This window comes from Cohnella zeiphila (assembly GCF_014212055.1).
Classification (GTDB): Bacteria; Bacillota; Bacilli; order Paenibacillales; family Paenibacillaceae; genus Cohnella; species Cohnella zeiphila.
Genome location: NZ_JACJVO010000010.1, coordinates 93879 through 116195 on the forward strand (window position 1 = coordinate 93879; position 22317 = coordinate 116195).

The following is a 22317-nucleotide window of genomic DNA, read 5'->3' on the forward strand; positions in this document are numbered from 1 at the left end:
CGTCCGTTCCGCCAACGTTCCGCCCATGTGAGTAGTCTTATTACGTTCTATCGCCCGTTCCGCGGCAGCCAGGCTGCGACGGGACGCAGCCCGGCACAGCCTGGTGTGAACTTACAGCGGCGGCTGCACCAGAAGCAGCATGCCGAGCTGGACGAGCGTCTGCCCGTATCGATCGGGATGCTGTCGAAAATGCCCGAGACTCTCATGCTTCCCGGCAGCCTCGAACACAGCCGCTTTGTCCGTACGCGCGGCATCGATCTCGAAGCGGACGACATGCCGCCCGTTGGGCAGAGCCGGAAGGAACGCGTATTCGTTCCGGTCGTGGTCATTGTGGAGCGTGAAGCGGTCGAGAACGATAGGCTCCCCACCGTCCACCGAAACTTTCAGCCTGCCGGAATAGGGGCCGCCGATGTCGAACAGGCCGATGTGGGTGCCGACGAACTCGACCGTAAAAGCGTCGCCGGGCTTCCCGGACCGCCATAGACCCGGGAACAGCCAGGAGAATTCTTGAGCAGGCCCTGGCCGTTCCGGCGTCTCGAACGTCCATTCGCCGGCGAACGCTGCCAGCTCCGCCGGAGCCTTCATAGCGGCGTACTCCCACGGATTCCCCGGCACGAGAGTCTCCGCCGGGAGAAGGTGCGGCGACGGCATGCCGCTTTCGGCCCGCCCGCGCAGCGTTTTCAGGCGCCGAACGATTTCGTCGGCGTAGAGGCGATGGCCGTCCGGCACGGTCGGGTGAACGGAATCGCGCGTAAAGACGACGGCGCCGGCCGGCGCCTTTTCCCCTTCCCAAACCGTAAAAACAACCGTTCCTTCCGCGACGAGCCGGCTGAGCTCCACGCCCAAATGAATAGACGGGATGCCGTACTCGTCTGCCACCTCGTCCTGCAGCAGCGCGCCGGGCTGGTACCTCCCCTTCCGGAATCCGGCCACGTCCTGCTCCGCAAGCGTATAAACGAACAGTAGATCGGTCATCGGGTCGGCATTGCGGACTTGCCGGACGATGCCTTCGATCCAGGCCTTCGACTCGGGAGCGCCCCGATCGTTCACGACAAATTCGACGAAGACGAGGTCGGGCCGGTGCCTTAATACATCCCTTGCCGTCCGGGCGGCGCCCAGATCCGAGCCGGTACCGCTGACCCCGGCATTGATCGCTTCAATCTTCGCTTGGGGATACTGCTCCTGAAGCCATTCCGCCGTCATGACGCGATAGCCGGGCGCCCGGGTGATGCTTCCGCCCAGGTAGACGATCGTCGCATCGCCTCCTCCTGCCAGTTTGGCGAATACGTTCGGCAAGCCGGCACGCGGAAAAAAAGCGTTCAACGGTTCGGGGTGCATTCTGGGCTCTCCTTTTCCTTTACCTCCGGGGCGTACAGTTTGACGGCGAACACTTCGACGTACGGCGAACCGTGCGTGCCGCCGAATTCGAACCGGATGCGGACGACGCCCCGTACGTTCAAGCGATACCGGTTCAACGTCAGATCGTTGCCTCTGGCTTCAAAGCGCCGCTCGCTGCCGTCCGCCAGCGTCACGATCGCGTCGTAGTCCTTGACCAGCGTCTCCGGCGGCTCGTCGAAATGCTCCAGATCGAGCCGAGGATTAAAGACAAGCTGAAGCTCCTCCACATCCTTGGGAGTCGCGAATGCAAGCTCCAGCCATTCCCGGCCGCCGGAACGCTCCGATGCCCATACGTTAGGCAGCCCGTACGGCCGCGAATAGCCATTGACGATATTGGCGGGATCGTACAGATGCTGGGCGGGCAGAAGGTTCTTGAACAGGATGCTCTTCTCCCACTTCCTTAGCTTAGCCGGCTCTTCCGGCCGGTACAGAAAGCTGACCGCTCCGGTCGGCTTCTCGCCGTTGCAGGATAGCGCCAGCGTCTCCGCCCCTTCGAACACCAGATACAGCTTATCGCCCGCGGGCCTCCCGCAGCCGATGTCCAGCGTCATCCAGCCGTCGAAGCCGGCCGCCACCTCGATACCGGCTCTTTTCAGCTCGCCGCCGGGCACATAGTTCTCCTTGCGGTCGCCGCCCAGCACCGTCAGGCGAAGCGTCTCCGCCCGGTCCCCGGCGTTCCGAATACGGACGGCCACGCTCTCCAGACGCTCCGTGCCGATCGGCAGCGCCAGGCACAGCGGCTGTTCCAGAGAGACTGCCTCGCCCGGGACTTCATTGGCATACGCCCGCCGCGAAGACGCCCGAACGGTCAGGCCCTCGGCGAAGCACGGCGTCAGCTCCTCCCGAAGCCCGACGATCGTCTGTCCGTCCCGCATCAGCATCCGCTGCAGCTCGCCGATGTGTTCCGCCGCGATGTCGGCCGGGTCCGCCCCGTACTTCACGCAGAGCGCCGCCGCCGTACCGACCGCTTGGCCCATGCAGCCGCACGTCGCCATAACGCGGGTCGACCCGAAGGCGACGTGGGTGGCGCTGACGTTGCGGCCGGCCAGCAGCAGGTTGGGAACGTTGGCGGAGTATAGGCTCCGCAGCGGAATGTTGTACAGGCCGGGAACGAAGTTCCATGCCGTCGCCGGCCCCGTGTCGTAAACCCCTTTGGCGGCGTGCAGGTCCATCGCCCAGCCGCCGACGGCCACGGCATCCGCGAAGTATGGTCTTTCCGTCAGATCGTTCTGCGACAGCATGTAATCCCCCACGAATCGCCGCGACTCCCGTTTGCCCGGAATCGGAGACACGTGGTCCAGGATGAGAGGGTCCACGCCGTCGAAGTCTCCGCTGTTCTTGATGTAATCCCAGATGCCGAACACCAGCTTGCGCAGCTCCAGCGCGATCTCCTCGTTGTCCCGGACAGTGTCGATATGCCCGCCGTATTCCAGCCACCACAAGCCGCCAAGCCCATTTACCTTGCGAGGAATGACGCGATGGCGCAGCCCTTTGCGAATATCCTCGAAGAAGCTCAGCTTCGTGACATCGTATGCGAACGCCGGCCTTTTGAACGGCACCTTGCGGCCGACGTCGCGGGTTTGAAACAGAATCGTATCCCCCATCGTGTAAGCGTCCGCTTCCTCCGGAGCCAGACTTTCCCCGAATTCGCTCCTGGCTTCCCGCCCGCGCCTGAATTGCGCGCCCGCCTGATACGCGACCGCGCCGTCGCCGGAACTGTCGATATAATACGGACTGACGAAGCGGAATTTCCGTTCGGAAGCGAGCTGCAGCGCGTCCACCCGCGCGACTCTTCCGCCCTCCGTCCCTGTCTCGTAGACGCACGTGTTCAGATACAGCGCGATGTTCGGTTCGCCGTAGACCATGTCGAGCAGCACCGTATCCGATACCGAGTACATGATTTTCTGGTTGTACAGCGGATTGTGGCGAAAAAGCTTCTGCTTCAGCTCTTCGACCAGACCGCCCTCCCGCCCGTAGTAGGACGGGCTTCTGCCTTGATAGGCCGATCCGTTGATATGGACGCGGACCTCGCTGCTGGCGTTTCCGCCGAGGACGGGCCGATCGTTGATCAGCGCGACCGCCAAGCCGTTTCTCGCCGCGGCGATGGCGGCGCATACGCCCGCGATGCCTCCTCCGACGACGGTGACGTCCGATTGGACAAGCTCCATTGCGAACCCTCCATGAATCTTCGTTTGGTATTCATGGTAGTCGCTTTCGAAACCCGATTTTTACACGATTTTGCGAAAAACTCACACATTCTTTAGCCCCTGATGCAGGTTGCGGTACCTCTTGGGCGTCATTCCGGCATACTGCTTGAACAGCTTGCAGAAGTACCCCTCGTTCACGATCCCCGTCTCCTCGCACAGCTCCAGGATCGAGTAATCCCGCCGCTGCAGCAGCTCGAACGACAGCTCGATTTTGCGCCGGTTGATGTAGCTGACGACCCCTTCCTTCATCGTTTTCTTGAACAGGCTGCTGAAGTAGGCGGGGGCCAGATTCACCTGCTCGGCGAGCTCCTGCAGCGTCAGCCGCTGCCGCAGATGCCGCTCGATATACAGGATCGCCCTCGTGATCTCCGTGCGATGGGACGGCGCACCGTCCTGCAAAGCGGCGAAGACGAGGTCGGCGATCAGCCTCAGTTGTTCCCGGAAGGCTGCGAAGGGAGCCGGGACCGCTTCCGCATCCAGCTCTGGAATCCCCCAGGATTTCAGCTTCGCCGCGATATCCCGCCAGAAGTCCCGAAGCAGGGCGAGCATCGCCGGCTTCGGAATCCGTTCGTCCCGGGCGCTCCGCTCCAGCGCTCCCATCCACTCTGCCAGCTCTTCCCGGCCGCTCTCCCGGTGCAGCTGCGCCAGCACGCCGGCCACCCTCTCCCGGAAAGCCGGACCGAGCTCGCCTCGATAGCGAAGGCGATGCGCCGGCGTCACGACCGACTTCGCCTCCCGGTAGAAAAAGTCGTCGCACAGCCCCGCCGCTTCCGCATAGCCGGACCTGATCGCGTCCCAGCCCTTGCGCGGCCCCGCGAAGCCGACGGACACCTCCTGGTTCAGGTAACGCTCCAGATTGTCGACCATCTGTCTTCCCAACGTCTGGCAGATCCGCTCGATCTCCATCTCGCTGCGGTTGCCGTCCAGCGCCAGAAAGCCGACGAACCGATGATCGCGCAGCTCGGATACCGCGCCTCCCCCGTAGTCCGCCAACGTCTCCTCCAGCACGTTGGTCACGGCGAATTTGAGAACGCTTTGGTCCGCCGACGAATAGGCATTCCGGAAGCTCTCGTACTGGTTCATCTCCGCGATGAAGCAGCAATAGCCGGATTCGAAAAAGCCGTATTCCGCCCCGCCCCCTTCCCCCGTCGCCCGGCGGGCGGGAAGCTCTCCGCTCACAAGCTCGCCGATCCATTGCTTGCGCACCCGGTACCGATTCTCCTGAATCGAGAGATTAAGCGCCTGCAATTCGCCCTCCCGCTTCCGAATGTCCTCCAGCGTTTCCGCCGCCTTTTCCAAGGCCCGCGTAAGTTCCTCCTCCTTCAAAGGAACCTTCACGATATACTCCAGAATATGGCTGCGAATGGCCCGCTGGGCGTATTCGAACGTGCTGTAGGCGGTCAGCAAAATATACTGCGCGTTCGGCAGCTTCGGCCGCAACTGTTCGATCATCGTAATCCCGTCCAGCTGCGGCATGACGATATCGGACAGAACGATGTCCGGCTTCAGCTCCAACGCCAGTTCGGCCCCCTTGATCCCGTTGTACGCTTTGCCGATCAGCTCGAACCGCCGATCCCCTGCGGACAGTCCCTGGAAAAACAGCTCCAGCCGCTGAACGATCAAATCCTCGTCGTCCACAACCAGACAGGTGTAGGTTCTCATTCAGTTTGCAGCTCCTTTGTCGGATGGGCCGGGAACAAAGCGCGGATCCGGGTTCCTTGACCGGGAACGCTGACGATCTGCAGCCCGTGCGGTTTGCCGTAATACGTGCGGATGCGCTGATGAATATTGTTCAGGCCGATTCTTCGCCGCCTCGCGTCTCCGTCCCTTGGCTCGGGCGTCAACAGCAGGGCCAGCTTCTCCTCGGGAATGCCGACGCCGCGGTCCGCGACCTCGATCGCGACGAAGCCGCCTTCCCGGAAGGCGGAAATCTCCAGCGGTCCCTCGATTTGACCCCCGCAGTAGCCGTGAAAAAGGCTGTTCTCCACCAGCGGCTGAAGCAGCATCCGGAATACGGGATAGTTCGGCAGCCCGTCTTCGATCCGCTCCACCAGCTGAAAATGCCGGTTGTACCGGATATTCTGAATCGCGACGTAATCCGCCACGTTTCGCAACTCGTCCCGCAGCGCCACTTGCTCGGAGGCGTCGGAGATACCGTATTCCAGCAGCGAGATGAGCGAGCCGATGACCGTGTCGATCTTGTCCAGTTGGCCCAGGCGGGCAACGTGGCTGATGGAGCCGAGCGTGTTGTACAGAAAATGCGGATTGATCTGCGATTGCAGCACTTGAATCTCAAGCTTCCGCTGCAGCTCGTTATGCTTCTCCGACCGTTTGAGCAAGTCGACGATCTGCTGCAGCATGTGGTCGAACGCCCGCGACAAGTCGCCGAACTCGTCGTTGCGCCGAACGGAGACGACAACGCCGAGTTCTCCCTGCTCGACCCGGTTCATTTTTGTCATCAGGTAATAGAGAGGCTTCCGGATGTACTTGGCGATCAAATAAGCGATCAGAAAGCTGAGCAGGAGCCCCGCCAGCAGCAGACCGAGATAGTACTGCCGCAACCGGTCCAATGCCGCCTTCAGCCGCGATTCGTCATTGACGGAGACAATGTACCAATTGAACTTCTCCGTCGGCCGCTTCTGCACCGACACGGGCTTGCCCTGCCGGGTCTCGACGGTCAGGTTAGAGCCGTTGGCGGCAATCAGATCGGTTCCGGACATGCCGCCGACGGAGAACGTGTGGTTCCGCATTTCCTGTGGCACTTTGCTGTCGGAGAAGCCGGCGATAATCTGCCCCGAGGAGGTGAGCAGAGCCAGATTCATCTGCTCTTCTTCATGAATCTGCAGCAAGGTCGCCTCGATCGCCTTCAAATCCAAGTCGACGGCAACCGCCATCGGTTCGTCGGAGCCCGGCAAATACCGGACCATCGTAAGGGTCCAGCCGGAATACCGGGACAAGTAGGGCTCGCTCTCGTATGTCGTCTGCTTGTTGCGGGTCGCCGCCTCGAACAGCGGCTTGCGCTCGGGCAGCGGTTCGTCGAAAATCCGGGTCGGCATGCTGCCGCCGATCACCGACAGATCGCTTTTGATCAGATAGATGTTGCTGACGTAATTGCTGTTCATCTCGTACAGCTTCCCGACTTGCTTACGGATCACCTCCGGGTTCTGGAGATTGGCCTGAACGGACGTCTCGAGCGAGAACAGAATCGTCTGGAAGGAGGAGAAGTTGACCGTCAAATATTGATCCACCTTGTCCATAATCTGCTTGATGTAATATTCGTCGTTCGTTCTCATCTCGCTGCGCACGTACCGGTAGGACAGCTGACTGATCAGAATGATGCAGCTGAGCACGAACGCAAAGCAGATGACAAACAGCTTCAGAGGCAGGCTGATTCTTCTCCTCATCGGGTCCTCCCGCTCATGCGAAAGAGAGGGACGCGCCTAGCCGCCCCTCTCGATTCCGTTACTTGATATAACCGAGCTGCTTCAATTGTTCGGTTACGTTGTCCTTGTACTTCTGCAAGTCGAACTTCGTATCGAGCGTATTCAGGAAGCTGTCCCAGTTCGCCAGCGGTTCCTTGCCGCTCATGAATTTGACTAGCATCTCGTTGATGTACTTCTGCCGATCCGCGGCCTTCGCGTCGTTCGGATCGGGCGTCAGAGCCGATCCGGGAAGCGTGGGCGCCACGTACTTCTGGTTCTCCTCAAAATATTCGGTGACCTTCGGATTCTTGAAGCTGAAGTATTCGGCGTCGTCGCCGCGGCGCGGGAATTTGTAATGATCGACCCAAGCGTATTCGTCCTTGACTTCCTTCGTCAATTCGGAGGTCAAGTTTTTCGGCTTGCCGTCCACCATGTCCCAATGAACGCCCTTGATGCCGTAGGCGAAATACGGGTAAGCTTCCTCGTCGGTGAACAAGTATTCCAGCATCGCCAGAATGCGGGTGATCTTCTCCGGGCTTGCTTTGGACGAGATCGCCCACGTGTTGCTCTGGTACGTCTTCGTCTCCAGAATCTGATCGCCGTAAGGCCCTTTCATCGGAGGAATGACGATCCAATCGGGCACCTCTCCGCCGACCTCCTGCATCTTCTGCGTGCCGTCCGCCTCCAACCTGCGGATGTCGTTGACCATGACGCCGACCTTGCCCTTGAACAGCTTCTCGTTGAGCTGATCGTACGTATTCATGGTGACCCAGTCGGGATCGACGACGCCCGCTTCCATCATATTGTGGATATAGGTCAGCGCTTCTTTCATTTTCGGATCGGTGAAAAGGAACTGCGCCTGGTTGTCCTTGACGTCGATCGCCGCGGGAGGATTGACGCCGAACATCCACATGAGCGTATCGAAGCCGTACGTCTGCAGCGTTCCTTCCTTGTTCATGCCGCCGATGAACCCGTAAGTGTCTTTCTTGCCGTTGCCGTCCGGATCCTGTTCGGTGAACGCTTTCATTACGTTGAACAGCTCGTCGGGCGTGGTCGGCACCTGAAGATGGAGCTTCTGCAGCCAGTCGTTGCGGATAAGGATGTCATGGGCGACGCCGTTGACGTTGTCGTAGCCCGGCACGGCGATCATCTTGCCCTGATAGGTCGACGCGTCCCAGGAATCCTGTCCGAAGCGCTCTTTCAGCTTGGGGAACTGGTCCATGTACGGCGTCAGATCGGCCAGAATGCCTTGCTCGTAATAGTTTGCCAGATCGGCCCGATTCTTCAGGAAGATCAGATCGGGAATGTCGCCGCCGGCGATCAGCGTGTTCAGCTTGGTCGTCGCTTCTCCCGCCTGCGGCAAGACCATCTGCAGATCGACGTTGACCGCCTTCTCGATCATCTGGTGCTGGACGTCCTTGTCCGCCGGCGGAACCGGAGCCGCCGCGTTGAACGTCGCCTGATTGAACATCGTAATCTTGAGCTTGTCTGCGAATTTGCCGCTCGCTGCGGTTTGAGAACTTCCCGACGCGGCCGCGGAGGACGCGGGTGCCGCCGCCTGCCCGTTGCCGTTGTCGTTGCCGTTCCCGCCGCAGCCGGACAGCGCCATGCCGGTGCCGACAACCGCGGCCAATACGGATAAGATCGACTTGCTGCGTTTCATACCAACCTCTCCCCTTAAGCTTAATAATGTATGAACACGCCGGAATCGCGCAAGAAGTTTGTCAAGCAAGACTCGGCTCGAGCGAAATTCCGGCGGTGCAACCCTTTTGGCGTCCGTCTTCAGTGCGGCGATCGCCCGTTCTACGTTCATCTTCAGTGCGGCGTTCGCCCGTCCTGGCATCCGTCTTCGATGGAGTTGTTGCTCCCTTTGATCTCAATCCTCAAAGGAGGCGGCGCCCCTCTTCATGTCAAACCTCGGTGGACGGCGTCTCTCTTAAGGTCGACCTCGGAGGAAGCGTTGCCCTCCGACGTCAGCCTTTGATGGAGCCCATCAGCACTCCTTTGGTGAAGTGCTTCTGCAAGAACGGATAAGCGACCAGGATCGGCAGCGTCGTCACGACGACGGCCGCCATCTGCAGCGCGGCGGTGCTGACGTACTCCGTGTTCGCGGCCGGGTCCGCGCTTTGCGCCTGCAGGTTCAGCAGAATGTTGCGCAGCACGACCTGAAGCGGCATCAGCTTCGTGTCGTTGATGTACACGATGGCGTCGAAATAGCTGTTCCAGTGGCCGACGGCGTAGAACAGGGAGATCGTCGCCAGCACGGGCATCGACAGCGGCAGGACGATCTTCCATAGCGCCTGCAGCTCGCTCGCGCCGTCGACCCGCGCCGACTCCTCGATCTCGCCCGGCAGCTGCTCGAAGAAACCTTTGACGATAATGACGTTGAACGCGCTGATGAGCGTCGGAATGACGAGCACCCAAGCGGTGTCCAGCAGATGAAGCGAGCGAATGAGCAGATAAGTCGGGATCAGCCCGCCGCTGAACATCATCGTGAATACGATCGCCAGCAGGAAGACGCCTCGGCCAGGCAGATACTTCTTGGATAGCGGGTAAGCGGCCAAGACGGTAAACAGCATATTGAGCGCCGTGCCGACCAGCGTGCGGAACAGCGTAATCTGATACGCTTGCCCGAAGCCGTGGTGATAGAACACTTCCTTGTAAGCCGCCAGTGTAACCTTCTCGGGAATGATGACGATGCCGCGCCTCATCACCTCCGTCGCCGGGGTGAAGGAGACGGCAATGACATACACGAAAGGAAACAGACACAGCAGCGCCAGCAGGGTCAGCACGAGATAGACGACGGCCTGTCCCGCTTTTTCGCCAAACGTCAGGTTTGTCATGTTGTCTTCACCTCACCAGATTTGCCCGTCGAATTTTTTGGCGACTTTGTTGGCCGCGATGACCAGACCGAAGCCGATCACCGCCTTGAACAGACCGACCGCCGTCGCCAAGCCGACCTTCAATCGCTGCAGGCCTTCGCGGTACACCCAAGTGTCGATGATGTCGATTTTGTCCTGGTTGAAGGTGTTCGCAAGCATGAAAATCTGATCGAATCCGGCGTCCAGAATGTGGCTTAATTTGAGAACGAGCATCAGCACCACGACGCTTCGGATACCCGGCAACGTCACGTGCCAAAGCAGCCGCAGCTTGGAGGCGCCGTCGATGCGGGCCGCCTCGTATTGGCTCGGATCGATGCCCGCCAGCGCGGCCAGATACAGGATCGCTCCCCAGCCGATGTCCTTCCAAATCTCGGACAGGACGACCATCGGCCGGGCCCAGGCCGACTCCGTCAGGAACGAGATCGGCGCGAAGCCGTTCTCCTTCAGCAGCATGTTGATCAGGCCGTCGCCCGGAGCGAGCAATGCGACCATCAAGCCGTAGACGATGACCCAGGAGAGGAAATGGGGCAAGTAAGTGAGCGTCTGCACGACCCGCTTGAACCACTGAGTCTGTACCTCGTTGAGCAGCAGCGCCAGCAGGACGGGAGCGGAGAATCCGAACGCCAGCTTATAGAGCGAGAGAATGATCGTGTTGCCCATGATGTCCCAGAAGTAGACCCCGTTCACGAAATCCTTGAAGTTGGTGAGCCCGACCCACTTGCTGTCCCACAAGCCGAGCACCATGTTGTAATTTTTGAACGCGATCAGAATTCCGCCCATCGGAATGTACTTGAAAACGATGAAATAGACCATTGCGGGCAGCAACATCAAATACATCGTTTTATGCTTCAGAACGGTCCTAAGCCTGATGCTCAGGCCGCCGGCCGTTCGGCCTGCCGCCGACTTTGCGTCCATGCCATCACCTGTCTTGATTTTTCTATAGCTTAGCACGCGGCCGTCAGGGCGCATTTCTTCGATCTTTAGTTTTTTTTATAAGATTTTAAGGCGGTGCCGGGAGGATGATTGTTGATTTGCAGGGGGCGGAATTGTGACAGGGACTGCGAAGGATGCTACGGCTGTGACAAGAGGCTGCGGCGGAGGCTGTGGCGGAGGTTGCGATTGTGACGGGAGGATTCGATGGAATTAAGAATGCGGATCTTTATGGGGAAGTCGAAGCCGGCCGAATTCCCCGCAAAAAGGATTGACAGGGCTGTTAGGTTCCATGCTGGTCGGCAGAAGGCTGCTTCGGACGTCGACATTGCTTCAGAGCTGCAGTGATGATTGGGATAAACGACAGAAGCATGCGACGAACGGCAACGGGTTCGGGTTGGCAAGCATCAGGCGCGGCACCGAAGTTTGTATGGGGTTGAAGGCTGGCGGTTGGCTCGAGGAACGAAGCTTTGTGCGGCTGGCCTAGGGTGAAGCCTAGGGAAATAGGCCTAGAGGCGGAAGGCAGGCTGCTGACTTCAGGTGCAGATTCGCGGAGCCGCCAGCAGGTTCACCCCGTACCGGCGACGCAGCTTAAACTCCTTCAACTTAAGGAGCTTCACCAGCACGTCGCCGAAAGTTTCTCACCCTTTCACTTTCGCCAGCACCTCTTCCACGTGTCCCTTCACCCGGTTGACCTTCCATTCCTTCCGAAGAATGCCCTCCTCGTCGATCAGAAACGTCGTGCGGATGATGCCCATGTACGTTCTTCCGTAAAGCTTCTTTTCCTGCCAAAGACCGTACTGCTCCGCTACCGCATGGTCCGGATCCGACAGCAGCGTGAACGGCAGGCCGTGCTTATCGATGAATTTCCCGTGGGACTTCACCGGGTCCGGGCTGATGCCGAGAACGACCGCTCCCGCCTTAAGCAGGTCAGGGTTCGCGTCGCGGAAGTCGCAAGCCTCCTGCGTGCATGTCGGTGTCAAGTCTTGCGGATAAAAGAACAAGACCACCTTGCGGCCTCGCAGTTGGCTCAGCTTCAAGCGGCCCCCGTCCGACGACTCCAGTTCGAAATCCGGCGCGGGTTGTCCGATTTGCGGTTGTGACATTTTTCCTCGCTCCTTGGATTCACCTATTTGTTATTGTATGACTATGGTTCCCGAAATGGCCGAGAATCCGGCCAGCTTGCCGACGCAAGAGAGCAACCTGATTACTCACTTTGGCGGTTCCTCGGCGAATTCGGCGCAAGAGAGCAACCTGTTTACTCACATGAGCGGTTCTTCGGCGAATTCGGCGCAAGAGAGCAACCTGATTACTCACATGAGCGGTTCTTCGGCGAATGCGGCGTAAGAGAGCAACCTGATTACTCACTTTGGCAGCTTTTCGATGAATGCGGCGCAAGAGAGTAACCAGATTACTTACTTTGGCGGTTCTTCGGAGAATTCGACGCAAGAGAGTAACCAGATTACTTACTTTGGCGGTTCTTCGGCGAATGCGGCGCAAGAGAGCAACCTGATTACTCACATGAGCGGTTCTTCGGTGAATTTAGCAAAAGCTTGCGGTCCCGCCCCCTCAAGACCCCGCGCCGCGGTAACGCTTGACGCCGCTGCGCCATACCCAGAGGCCGAGCGCCAGCACGATCGCGCCGACGACCGGCGTCAGCCAGGCCATCGCCCGGCCGCCGTGCCCCACCAGGAAGAACGACGCCGGATACACGCCGACGAAGGCGAATGGCAGCAGCCACGTCAGCAGGAAGCGGATCGTCCGATTGTAGATTTGGATCGGGTACCGTCCGTAGTTCTGAATGTTGTAGATCAGAGGCACGATACCGGTCGGCGCGTCGGAGAAAAACGAGATCGCCGCCAGCGCCGTGTACAAGCCGACGTAGACGAGCGTGGAGCCGAGCGCCATCACGATCAGCACGAGCGGATCGTACCAGTGGAACGGCAGATCGAGCCGCAGCCAGGCGGCAATCATGATGCCGATGCCGACCAGCGAGCCGATCAGCGAAGGCGGATCGACGTTTTCCAGCATGACCTGGGTGAGCGAGCCGGCGGGCCGGGTCAGAATCCGGTCCATCTCGCCCTTCGTAATATAGCGGTCGCTGAAGTTCCACAAGTTCGAAAACGTGCTGAAAATGCCGTAAGGAATCATAAAGTAGCCGTACACGAACACGACCTCCGCCTCGCTCCAGTCGCCCAGAGCAGGCGTCTGCCGGAACACGACGAAGATGAAGATGAGATTCATCGCCGAGAACATCAGGTCGGATATCACCTCGACCCAGAAGTCGGCGCGGTAAGTCAGCTTGGTCTTAATATAATTCCCGATGTATTCCCGGAACAAGGACATCGATTGAGCCATTCGCCGCATCGCCGTCAACCTCCTTGCACGAACAGGCGTGTGCGCGCCGCCCGCCACATCCACGCGATCGGCACGGTCAGCACCGCGAACCAGATCGCCTGAACGAGCACGGCGTTCCAGACGTCCGAGCCGTTCAGCCGGCCGGTGAACACCGAGCTCGGCAGGTACGTGATCGCCTGAAACGGCAGCCAGCTCAGCACCGCCCGCGCCCAACCCGGGAAGAACGACATCGGCAGAATGACGCCGGAGAGCAGGTCGATCGCGATTCTTTTCATATTCATCAGTCCCTGATTGTTCTCCACGAAAAAAGCGAACAATCCGGTCATGATATTGAGCTGCGTATTGATCAGGAAGCTGAACCAGAGCATGACGAAGAACACGATCCACCGCATCGGATCGGCCGGCAGCTCGATCGGAAAAATCAGCTTGACGATGATCATCCCCGGCACCATGAACAGCAGCAGCCTAAACACGCCCTCGCCGAACCCTTGCATCAGCTTGACCATCAGATACGAGATCGGACGCGTCATCTGTACGGCCACGCTGCCGTCGCGGATCTCGTTTGAGATTTCGCGGTCGAGGTTATTGAAGTAGAAGGCGCGCGCCATCCACGATACCGCGATGTAGGTCGTCATCTGCATGACCGTGAACCCGCCCAACGTCTCGGCGTCGCCGAAAATCGCTTTCCACATGAAATAATAAGCTCCGATATTGATCGCATAAATAATAATGCCGCTGTAATAATTGACGCGATAAGCGAGCATCATGAGAAATCGGATGCGCACGAAGTCCAGATAAGCGCTAAGCACGAACGGCCTCCTTCGCCTCCGAGCTGCCCGTCTTGTATATCTCGCGAACGATCTCGTCGGTGTTCGTCTCGAAAATTTTAATATCGCTGATCTCCGCCGAGCCGACGACCCGCGACAGTACGTCCGACACGTTCATCTCGCGCGGAATCCAGACTTTGGCCGTCAGATCGTTCTCCTTCGTCCAGCGGACGTCCATTCCCGCCGTCCAGGCGGACACCGCGTCCAGGCTGATCGGATCCGTGAACTGGAACTGTACCTCGCGTCCTTTGCCCCAGCGCTCCTTGAGCTCCTCGAGGCCGCCGTCGTAGATGATCCGGCCGTCGTCGAGCATGATGACGCGGGAACATAGCGCTTCGATGTCCTGCAGGTCGTGGGTCGTCAGCAAAATGGTCGTTCCGTGCTCGCGGTTGATTTTTTTGAGAAATTCGCGGATTTCGGTCTTCACGACGATGTCCAGGCCGATGGTCGGCTCGTCCAGGAACAGAATGGACGGCTGGTGCAGCAGCGCGGCCACCAGTTCGCAACGCATCCGTTGGCCGAGGCTGAGCTTGCGGACCGGACGGTTCAGCAGCTCCTGAAGCTGCAGCGTCTCCACCAGCTCGTCCAATCGCCGCCGGAAGTCGGCCTCGTCGACCCGGTACACCTTGCGCAGCAGCCGGAACGACTCGATGACGCCGATGTCCCACCACAGCTGGCTCCGCTGGCCGAACACGACGCCGATGCCGTGCACGAATTTCTCCCTTTCCTTATGGGGCACGAATCCGTTCACCAGAAGCTTGCCGGACGTCGGCACCAGAATGCCGGTCAGCATCTTGATCGTCGTCGATTTGCCGGCGCCGTTCTCGCCGATGTATCCGCAAATCTCTCCTTGGGGAATCTGAAAACTAATATCTTTGACCGCGGTCACCTCGGTATGCTCGCGCTTGAACAGGTCGAGCATCGCTCCCTTCAGGCCTTCGCGGTTTTTCTGAACCTTGAACTGCTTGCGCAGCTGATGAACGTCGATGGCCAGCATCCGTTCGTTCCACCCTCCAATTTTCGACATTACTTGATTCTATATGCGACCTAACTTTATAATTTTACAATATGTTATTATAATACGCGAAGCTTCCGCCAAGAAGGGGGAGCAATGCGACAAGGGGATTCCGCGCATATGAGAAAAGCCTGGAAACGCACGCTGCTGGCCTTCGTCGCCTTGGTGATCGTCGCGCTCGCGGTCGGCGGCTGGAAAATATACGGCACTTATCACGAGCTCGATCAGATGCAAAAGCCGCAAGATCAATCCCTGTTCGGACAATTCACGGAAAAGCCGGAGGAAAAGCCGCCGGAATGGACCGGTACCGAGCGGGTCAACATTCTGCTGATGGGCGGCGACGCTCGCGGACTGCGCAAAGGCGAAGTGCCCCGCTCGGACTCGATGATGGTCGCTTCGTTCGACCCGGTCACCAAGAAAGCGCATCTCTTCTCGATTCTCCGGGACACGTACGTCTCCATTCCCGACCACGGCAAGGAGCGCATCAATGCGGCGCTTGCGCTCGGCGGCCCGAACCTGGCGATGAAGACGGTCGGCAACTTGCTCGGTCTTGACATTCAGTATTATGTTTACGTCGATTTTCAAGGGTTCATCAAGCTGGTGGACGCGATCGGCGGCGTCGACTTCTACGTGGAGAAGGATATGCACTACACGGACGCGGCGGACGACCACAAGTACGATATCGATCTGAAAAAAGGCCAGCAGCACCTGGACGGCGAGCACGCGCTGCAGTACGTGCGCTTCCGCCACGACGCGATGAGCGACTTCACGCGGACGGAGCGGCAGCGCGCCTTCCTCGGCGCCATCGCCGACAAGCTGAAGAGCGGCTGGAACCTGTTCAAGCTGCCGGACATCCTGAACAAGATCAATCCGTATATCGAGACGAACCTGTCCGTGAACGATATGCTCAAGCTGGCCAGCCTCGGCTACAAGTCGCATGAAGCCGGCTCCGCCCAGGTTCCGCCGATGGATCTGATCTCCGACGAGCGCGAAGGCGGCGCGGCGGTTCTCGGCGTGAAGGACCTCGACGCGCTGAAAGGCTTCGTGCAGCAGCAGCTCGCCGCGGATACGACGGAAGCGACGCCTTCTCCGTCGGCGTCTTCGTCCGCCTCGGCTTCGGCCTCCCCGTAAACCGCCGCCGCGGGCGTCAGATTCGAAAGCCGCACTCTCCCGGGAGGGCGGCTTTCTTTTGTGGAGGCCGCGAGGGCGGACAGGCTGCCGCAGGTTATGGGCGGGATGCCGCCGGGAGCGGAGTGCTGCCCATCGGGAGTGGGCGGGTTGTCGCCGGAAGCGGGAGTGCCGCCGTTTGGAACGGGCAATCTTGCGCCGAAAACGGCAGGCTGCGCCGGGAACGGACAAGGCTGCCGCGATTCGGCCGGCGGAACGGCGGCGCGGCTTTCGTCGCTTCGCAACGCAGGGCCGGGTTGCCCCGACGGTTCCCCCCGAACGGGCAAACCTGCAAAAGTGCAGGCTTTCGAGCCGGCACGGGCCATTTTCACCATAATGCCTGCAAAAATGCAGGAATTTCATTCCGGATGCCGCGTTAAGAGGCTGCAGTCCGCCAAAAAACTGCATTTTTGCAGTTCTCGCTATTCGATGGACGGCTGGCGGAGGAAAAAACTGCATTTTTGCAGGTTTTGAGCGAGCGATATTACGAAAAGAGGGCGTGAAGAGGATGAATCGAGCCGAATCGGCAAAATTGTACGAAGAAGCGCAGCGGCACATCGTCGGAGGGGTGAACAGCCCGTCCCGGTCGTTCAAAGCGGTGGGCGGAGGCGCTCCCGTGTTCATGAAGCGGGCGAAAGGCGCCTACTTTTGGGATGTTGACGGCAACCGTTACCTCGACTACCTCGCGGCGTTCGGCCCGATCATTACCGGCCATGCGCACCCCCGCGTGACGGAAGCGATCGTGGAAGCCGCGCAGAACGGCACGCTGTACGGCACGCCGACCGAGAACGAGATCGAGCTGGCGCGGCAGCTGAAGGAAGCAGTCCCGTCGCTGGATAAGGTGCGTTTCGTCAACTCGGGCACCGAGGCCGTCATGACGACGATCCGCGTCGCGCGGGCGGCGACGGGCCGCACGAAGATCATCAAGTTCGCCGGCTGCTACCACGGTCACTCGGACCTCGTGCTCGTCGCGGCCGGATCCGGCCCGTCGACGCTCGGCATCCCCGACAGCGCCGGCATCCCCGGCAGCATCGCCGGCGAAGTGATCACGGTGCCGTTCAACGATCTGAACGGCCTCAAGCTGGCGCTCGAGCGCTGGGGGCCGGAGACGGCCGCCGTGCTGGTCGAGCCGATCGTCGGCAACTTCGGGATGGTCATGCCGAAGCCCGGCTTCCTCGAAGGCGTCTGCCGCATGGCGCGCGAAGCGGGGGCGCTCGTGATTTACGACGAAGTGATCACGGCGTTCCGCTTCCATTACGGCACGACGCAGACGTATTCGGCGGCTTTTCCGGATCTCGCGGCGATCGAACCGGACCTGACCGCGCTCGGCAAGATCATCGGCGGCGGCCTGCCGATCGGCGCCTACGGCGGACGGCGCGAGGTGATGGAGCAGGTCGCGCCGCTGGGGCCCGCCTATCAGGCCGGCACGATGGCGGGCAATCCCGCTTCCGTCGCCGCGGGCCTGGCCTGCCTCGGCGTGCTGCGCGAGCCCGGCGTCTACCCGCGCATGGAGGCGCTGACGACGCGGCTCGCGGCCGGCCTGCAGACGGCGGCCGGCCGGAACGGCATCTCGCTCACCGTCAACCGGATCGCCGGCGCGCTCTCGACCCATTTTTGCGATCACCCGGTTACCGACTACGCCGAAGCCCAGGATACGGACGGAGAGCTGTTCGCCCGATTCTTCCGCGAGATGCTGGAGCGCGGCATCTACCTTGCACCGTCCAAGTACGAGGCCTGGTTCCTGACGACCGAGCACACGGACGCCGACATCGACGCCACGCTGGAAGCGGCGGAAGCGTCTTTCCGCGCCATCGCGGCGCGATGAACCTTTGACACATGGCGCCGGGCTCCCGGCGCCATTTCCTATGTTCACCGCCGAATCGGGTTTGGAGAGGCACTATGTTGAACGGTGCCCGTTTTGTTGAATGGCTCATCTGCCATCCACTGTTCCAATACTTCCGGATCCTTAAGCCGCGCCGGGAAGCCGTAACGCTACAGCTCATCGTTGGCAGCTGTAAGCGGATCGTAGCTGGACGGAGGCTCGGGAAGAGCCGTTTCCGCAACGTCGGTTCCTCTTCATAAGCCTGCGGGACCTCTTCAGCGACCTGATGACAGCGGAAGCTTGGCTCGCCGAATCGCGCCACACGTAAGATAAAGCAAACCGCAAACATGTAACCGCTGCCGCTTCCGGAACGTTCCATCCGAGCTTCTGCTCTATGAATGCCTTCTCCCATTCCGATTTCTAGGACGATTCAAAGCAGTTAATCAACGGAAAAATCGACGGAACATGCGAGGTTATTGCTTTTCGACACGAACTCGGAACAGAATGCGGAGGCGCGGGCTGATTAGTTGCTTTTGGACACTTAGTCGTCGGGCGCGTGATCGCTGCCGGAGCGCTACCGAACCAGCAGCGGGTCAAAGCGACAGGACTCGCAGCCCGGCAGAGCGGCAGCCTGCCGCTTCTGCCGGATTGCGGCCTTGAGAATAACGGCCTATCGTAACTTACGGCCTGCCCTGTTGCGGCCTGCCGGCTTGGCCCGAACTGGCAATGAGTCCATTCCCCTTTCCCGGGACCGCTCAAATTCCGACTCCCGAGAACGATGCGATACGGTAGTCGGTGTAGACGCCCGGCTGGGCGGTCGAGCAGGAATAGGACAGGCCGCCGGTCAGGTCGACCAGCGTCAGGCGGCAGCCGTGCTTGGCGCCGGTGTCGATGCCGATCCGGTCCGGACCGAACCAGAGCTCGCCGGCCGGCGCTCCCAGCTTGAAGGTCGGCGTATGGCCGAACACGACGGTATACGGAAGCCTTTCCGCCTGACTCCGGCTCTGACCTTGCCCCTGTCCTTGCCCCTGATCTTGCCCCAGTCCCGCTCCCTGCCCCCAAAATTCCTGGCGAATGCCGATCAGATCGGACGCCCGCTGCTGCTCGAGGGGGACGCCCGGCCGGATGCCGGCATGGACGAACAGCCAATCCCCTCCGTCCCGCCAATAGAGCGGCGTCTCCTTCAGGAAAACCAAATCCGCCGAGTCCTCCGGCAGCCCATTCCCTTCGGCGGAAAGCTCGAGCAGCCACCGCTCCATGTTGCCGAGCAGCGCCTTCGCCCCTTCCGCCGTCCATTGCCGCACCGCGCCAAGCGCGTCCCAGGTATCGCGGCCGCGGTCGATAAAATCGCCGAGCAAATACAATCGGTCGGTCCCCGGAATATAATCGGCCATGCTCAGGAGCGAGCGCGCTCCCTCCGCATGGCCGTGAATGTCCGAGATCGCTAAGATGCGAGACATGATCTCCCCCCTTCAACCCGGCAGCGGATAAAGGAACGTATCGGCGACGGGAACGACGAGATGCCCCGTCGTCCCTGACGCCAGCGGTTCGTGGTGGAACAGGGCAAGCCTGCGTCCGGGCGCGCCCTCCGCGAGCACTCGCCAGCGGTTCCCTTCGAACGAGCTGTGCACGACCCGGGCGGCGATCCGGTTGAACGGCGAGTTCGCGGACGATTCCGCCGCGGCCGCCACTTCGTCGGCTTCCGCCCCGATCGCCGTCTCCCAGCTCGCCGCATCCGGCCGGAACAGCGCTTCGGCTTGCTTCATTCGATTGTTCCAAACGACCGGAGAAGCTCCCCGTACGATCGTGGAGCCGATCTGAAGCGCCGGCACGCCTTCTTCGAACATGGATTCGCCTTCGAGCCGGTTGCCGGCTCCGAGCAGCGAAGCGGCCGACGGCGTCGCCGGGAGCCGGTAGCAGGCGTGCGGACGGTCGATCTGATCGATCGCCCCATTGCGCATCATGACCAGCCGGTCCGCCATCGCGAACGCTTCCTCCGGATCGTGGGTCACATGGAACACGGTCGTGCCCAGTCTGCGGAACAGGTAGGACATCTCCGTCCGCATCTCGATGCGCAGCCGCATGTCCAGGTTGGACAGCGGCTCGTCGAGCAGCAGCAGGTCCGGCTCCGTCGCCAGCGCGCGGGCGATCGCCACCCGCTGCTGCTGTCCGCCGGACAATTGCGCGGGCAAGCGCTGCGCGAAGCTCTCCAGGTGCAGCATGGCCAGCAGCTCGCTTACCTTTTCCTTGATGTCCGCCGCCGAGTTCTTTTTTCTTTTCAAGCCGTAGGAAATGTTGTCGTACACCGTCATATGCGGCCAGAGCGCATAGTCCTGGAAAACCATATTGATACGCCGTTTCTCCGGCGGAACGAAGCGGCTTCCCGACGACACGGTCTCGCCGCGCAGCCGGATCTCGCCGCCGTCCGGCTGCTGCAGACCCGCGATGAGCTGCAGCAGCGTCGACTTGCCGCAGCCGGACGGGCCGAGCACGCTGATGATTTCGCCCGGGGACACGCTGAAGCCGATGCCGGCCAGCGCCGTCTGCCCGCCGTATTTTTTTTGCAAATCCACGACTTCCAGAATCGGATCCATGGGCTTCAGACTCCTTGTTTCTTCGGTTTGAGCAGCCGTTCCAGCACGAGGATGATCGCCACGACGATGCCGCCGCCGGTCAAGGTGGCGGCCGACGCGTAGCCGAGCTTCAAGTCTTCGAACGCCTTGTTGATCACGACCGGAAGGGTCATGAAGTTCGGCGGGAACAGGATCGAAGTAACCGCCAGATCGAAGACGCTCGATCCGAACGCCGCGAGCGCCGCCGAGACGAGCGCGCCCCTCATCAGCGGCAGCAGAATCGTCCGGATTCTCCGGCCGAAGGATGCGCCCTGCATTTGCGCGGCGGACAGCAGCCCCTTCGGCACCTTGGCCATCGCCCCGGTCACGACGCGGGTAATAACGGGGATCGCCCCCGCCACGCCGGCCAGCACGAGAATGGCGGGCTTGCCGTACAGCAGCAGGCCGATCTTCTCCAGCCAGGCCTGGTTCCAAATAAAGATATAGCCGATACCGAGCACGACGCCCGGAACCGCCAGCGAGATCAGAGAGATGACATCGACCGTCTGGCGCAGCGCGAACCCGGAGTACGTCAGTACGTACGAGACGAAAAAGCCGACGATCAGCCCGACGCAGGCGGCGCTGGCGGCGATCTCCAGCGAATGGAGCAGTCCCCCGCCGAGCTGGCCGCCTGGGTCGAACAGTTGGCCGTAAAATTCCCAAGTAAACGAGACGCCCTCCGTACCGTTCGAACGCGTCAGCGAAGTAAGCACATTCGAGACGAACGGGATTCCCGCAGCCAATAGCAGCAGCAGCGCGTTGCCGGCCGCCAGCAGCCATTTTCCGCGGGCGGGCAGACGGGCAGACGAACGGGTCGCGCGGGCCGTCAAAAAATCGAATCGGGACTTGCGCATTACGTAAAATTGCAAGCCCATGGCGAGCGCGATCAGCAGCACGAGATAAAAGCTCAGTACGCCGGCCATGTCGAAACGGATCGGCGACGTGTACAGCGCCGAATAGATCGAATACGGCAACGTCGGAAAACGGAACACCGCCGCGATCGAAGCCGGGAGGCCGAAGTCCCCGACCGTATCCATGAAGACGAGCATCGCGCCGGAGCAGTAGGCCGGCAGCAGCAGCGGAGCCTCGATCGTCCGCCAGACCGTCCACGGACGCCCTCCGTTCAGGCGGCCCGCTTCGCCGAGCCGGTCCACCCGCCACTCCAGCGCCGTATGCACCGACAGATAAGCGAACGGAAATTTGCTGAGCGCCATGACGACGATAAGCCCCATGGGCGTAAACACGGCGCCGTGTACCCAATGCCAGCCGAACCATTGGTTCGCCAGCCCGTTCGCGGCCGCGAACATGACCCAGCCCTGCGCCAGAATGAAGGACGGCGTAATGAGCAGCAGCCAGACGGCCGTGTCGAGCAGCCGTGCGCCCGGGAACGTCCATCTGGACCGGATCGTCGCCAGCGCGGCTCCGATCGCGGTGCCGAGCACCGTCGTTCCCAGGCCGAGAATCAGCGTGTTTTTGAGCGACTGATACCAAAGCGGGCGTTTGAATACATCGAGCAAGAGCGACAGATCGCCCAGCTTCCATTCCCCGAAGAAAACGCCGGGCAGCAGCACCTGGATGACGACGGCCGCCAGCGGAAGCAGGATAAGAAGAACAAGGACGGCCAGCACCAGCCAGCCCGTCCTGTTCCCGTTAGCGAAGAGGCGCGATATCATCGGC

The 22317-nt window shown here is 60.6% G+C and carries 18 protein-coding genes; 4 read left to right on the top strand and 14 right to left on the bottom strand.

All coding sequences use genetic code 11. The features are described from left to right. Positions 1–111 precede the first annotated feature (111 nt). From H7C18_RS10080 to bcp, 8 genes are all read right to left on the bottom strand, one after another. The gene (locus H7C18_RS10080) at positions 112–1338 is read right to left on the bottom strand and encodes an SGNH/GDSL hydrolase family protein (RefSeq protein ID WP_238357611.1); all 1227 of its coding nucleotides are present in this window, start codon (positions 1336–1338) and stop codon (positions 112–114) included. Further along, a complete protein-coding gene (locus H7C18_RS10085) occupies positions 1320–3566 on the bottom strand; it encodes an FAD-dependent oxidoreductase (RefSeq protein WP_185128926.1) in 2247 nt (748 codons plus the stop codon). Before H7C18_RS10085 ends, H7C18_RS10080 begins: the two co-directional genes overlap by 19 nt. Positions 3567–3647: 81 nt before the next feature. Next, a complete protein-coding gene (locus H7C18_RS10090; RefSeq protein WP_185128927.1) occupies positions 3648–5267 on the bottom strand; it encodes a response regulator transcription factor in 1620 nt (539 codons plus the stop codon). Next, on the bottom strand, positions 5264–7009 hold the full coding sequence (locus tag H7C18_RS10095) for a cache domain-containing sensor histidine kinase (protein WP_185128928.1): 1746 nt from the start codon (positions 7007–7009) through the stop codon (positions 5264–5266). Before H7C18_RS10095 ends, H7C18_RS10090 begins: the two co-directional genes overlap by 4 nt. A 58-nt stretch (positions 7010–7067) precedes the next feature. After that, positions 7068–8690: a type 2 periplasmic-binding domain-containing protein gene (locus tag H7C18_RS10100; RefSeq protein WP_185128929.1), complete on the bottom strand. Its 1623-nt coding sequence runs from the start codon at positions 8688–8690 to the stop codon at positions 7068–7070. 310 nt (positions 8691–9000) lie between these two features. Further along, positions 9001–9870 carry a carbohydrate ABC transporter permease gene (locus tag H7C18_RS10105; protein ID WP_185128930.1) on the bottom strand — a complete coding sequence of 290 codons (870 nt, stop codon included), beginning with the start codon at positions 9868–9870 and terminating at the stop codon, positions 9001–9003. A gap of 12 nt (positions 9871–9882) precedes the next feature. Then, entirely contained in the window at positions 9883–10824 is a 942-nt protein-coding gene (locus tag H7C18_RS10110; protein ID WP_185128931.1) for an ABC transporter permease, read from the bottom strand. A 656-nt stretch (positions 10825–11480) separates the two neighbouring features. Beyond that, on the bottom strand, positions 11481–11945 hold the full coding sequence (gene bcp / locus H7C18_RS10115; RefSeq protein ID WP_185128932.1) for a thioredoxin-dependent thiol peroxidase: 465 nt from the start codon (positions 11943–11945) through the stop codon (positions 11481–11483). Between the two features lie 55 nt (positions 11946–12000). Here bcp and H7C18_RS10120 point away from each other — a divergent pair, with 55 nt between their 5' ends. After that, entirely contained in the window at positions 12001–12186 is a 186-nt protein-coding gene (locus tag H7C18_RS10120; protein ID WP_185128933.1) for a hypothetical protein, read from the top strand. Positions 12187–12408: 222 nt separating this feature from the next. Here the strand turns inward: H7C18_RS10120 and H7C18_RS10125 are convergent, their stop codons facing one another. The 3 genes from H7C18_RS10125 to H7C18_RS10135 are packed head-to-tail and all read right to left on the bottom strand — an operon-like array spanning position 12409 to position 15021. Next, the gene (locus tag H7C18_RS10125; RefSeq protein ID WP_185128979.1) at positions 12409–13197 is read right to left on the bottom strand and encodes an ABC transporter permease; all 789 of its coding nucleotides are present in this window, start codon (positions 13195–13197) and stop codon (positions 12409–12411) included. Positions 13198–13211: 14 nt separating this feature from the next. Beyond that, complete coding sequence (locus H7C18_RS10130; protein ID WP_185128934.1) at positions 13212–14006, bottom strand: ABC-2 family transporter protein; 795 nt, start codon at positions 14004–14006, stop codon at positions 13212–13214. After that, entirely contained in the window at positions 13999–15021 is a 1023-nt protein-coding gene (locus H7C18_RS10135) for an ABC transporter ATP-binding protein (RefSeq protein WP_185128980.1), read from the bottom strand. The genes H7C18_RS10130 and H7C18_RS10135 overlap by 8 nt, the downstream gene beginning before the upstream one ends. Before the next feature lie 138 nt (positions 15022–15159). Between H7C18_RS10135 and H7C18_RS10140 the strand changes: the two genes are divergently transcribed. From H7C18_RS10140 to H7C18_RS10150, 3 genes are all read left to right on the top strand, one after another. Next, positions 15160–16170, top strand: a complete 1011-nt coding sequence (locus H7C18_RS10140; RefSeq protein WP_185128935.1) for an LCP family protein — start codon at positions 15160–15162, stop codon at positions 16168–16170. Positions 16171–16317: 147 nt separating this feature from the next. Continuing rightward, a complete protein-coding gene (locus tag H7C18_RS10145; RefSeq protein WP_185128936.1) occupies positions 16318–16680 on the top strand; it encodes a hypothetical protein in 363 nt (120 codons plus the stop codon). A 34-nt stretch (positions 16681–16714) separates the two neighbouring features. After that, positions 16715–18031 carry a glutamate-1-semialdehyde 2,1-aminomutase gene (locus H7C18_RS10150; RefSeq protein WP_185128937.1) on the top strand — a complete coding sequence of 439 codons (1317 nt, stop codon included), beginning with the start codon at positions 16715–16717 and terminating at the stop codon, positions 18029–18031. 752 nt (positions 18032–18783) lie between these two features. Here the strand turns inward: H7C18_RS10150 and H7C18_RS10155 are convergent. The 3 genes from H7C18_RS10155 to H7C18_RS10165 are packed head-to-tail and all read right to left on the bottom strand — an operon-like array spanning position 18784 to position 22313. Then, entirely contained in the window at positions 18784–19488 is a 705-nt protein-coding gene (locus H7C18_RS10155; RefSeq protein WP_185128938.1) for a metallophosphoesterase, read from the bottom strand. A 12-nt stretch (positions 19489–19500) separates the two neighbouring features. Further along, the gene (locus tag H7C18_RS10160) at positions 19501–20622 is read right to left on the bottom strand and encodes an ABC transporter ATP-binding protein (RefSeq protein WP_185128939.1); all 1122 of its coding nucleotides are present in this window, start codon (positions 20620–20622) and stop codon (positions 19501–19503) included. A 5-nt stretch (positions 20623–20627) separates the two neighbouring features. Continuing rightward, entirely contained in the window at positions 20628–22313 is a 1686-nt protein-coding gene (locus H7C18_RS10165; RefSeq protein ID WP_185128940.1) for an ABC transporter permease, read from the bottom strand. Positions 22314–22317: the final 4 nt, after the last annotated feature.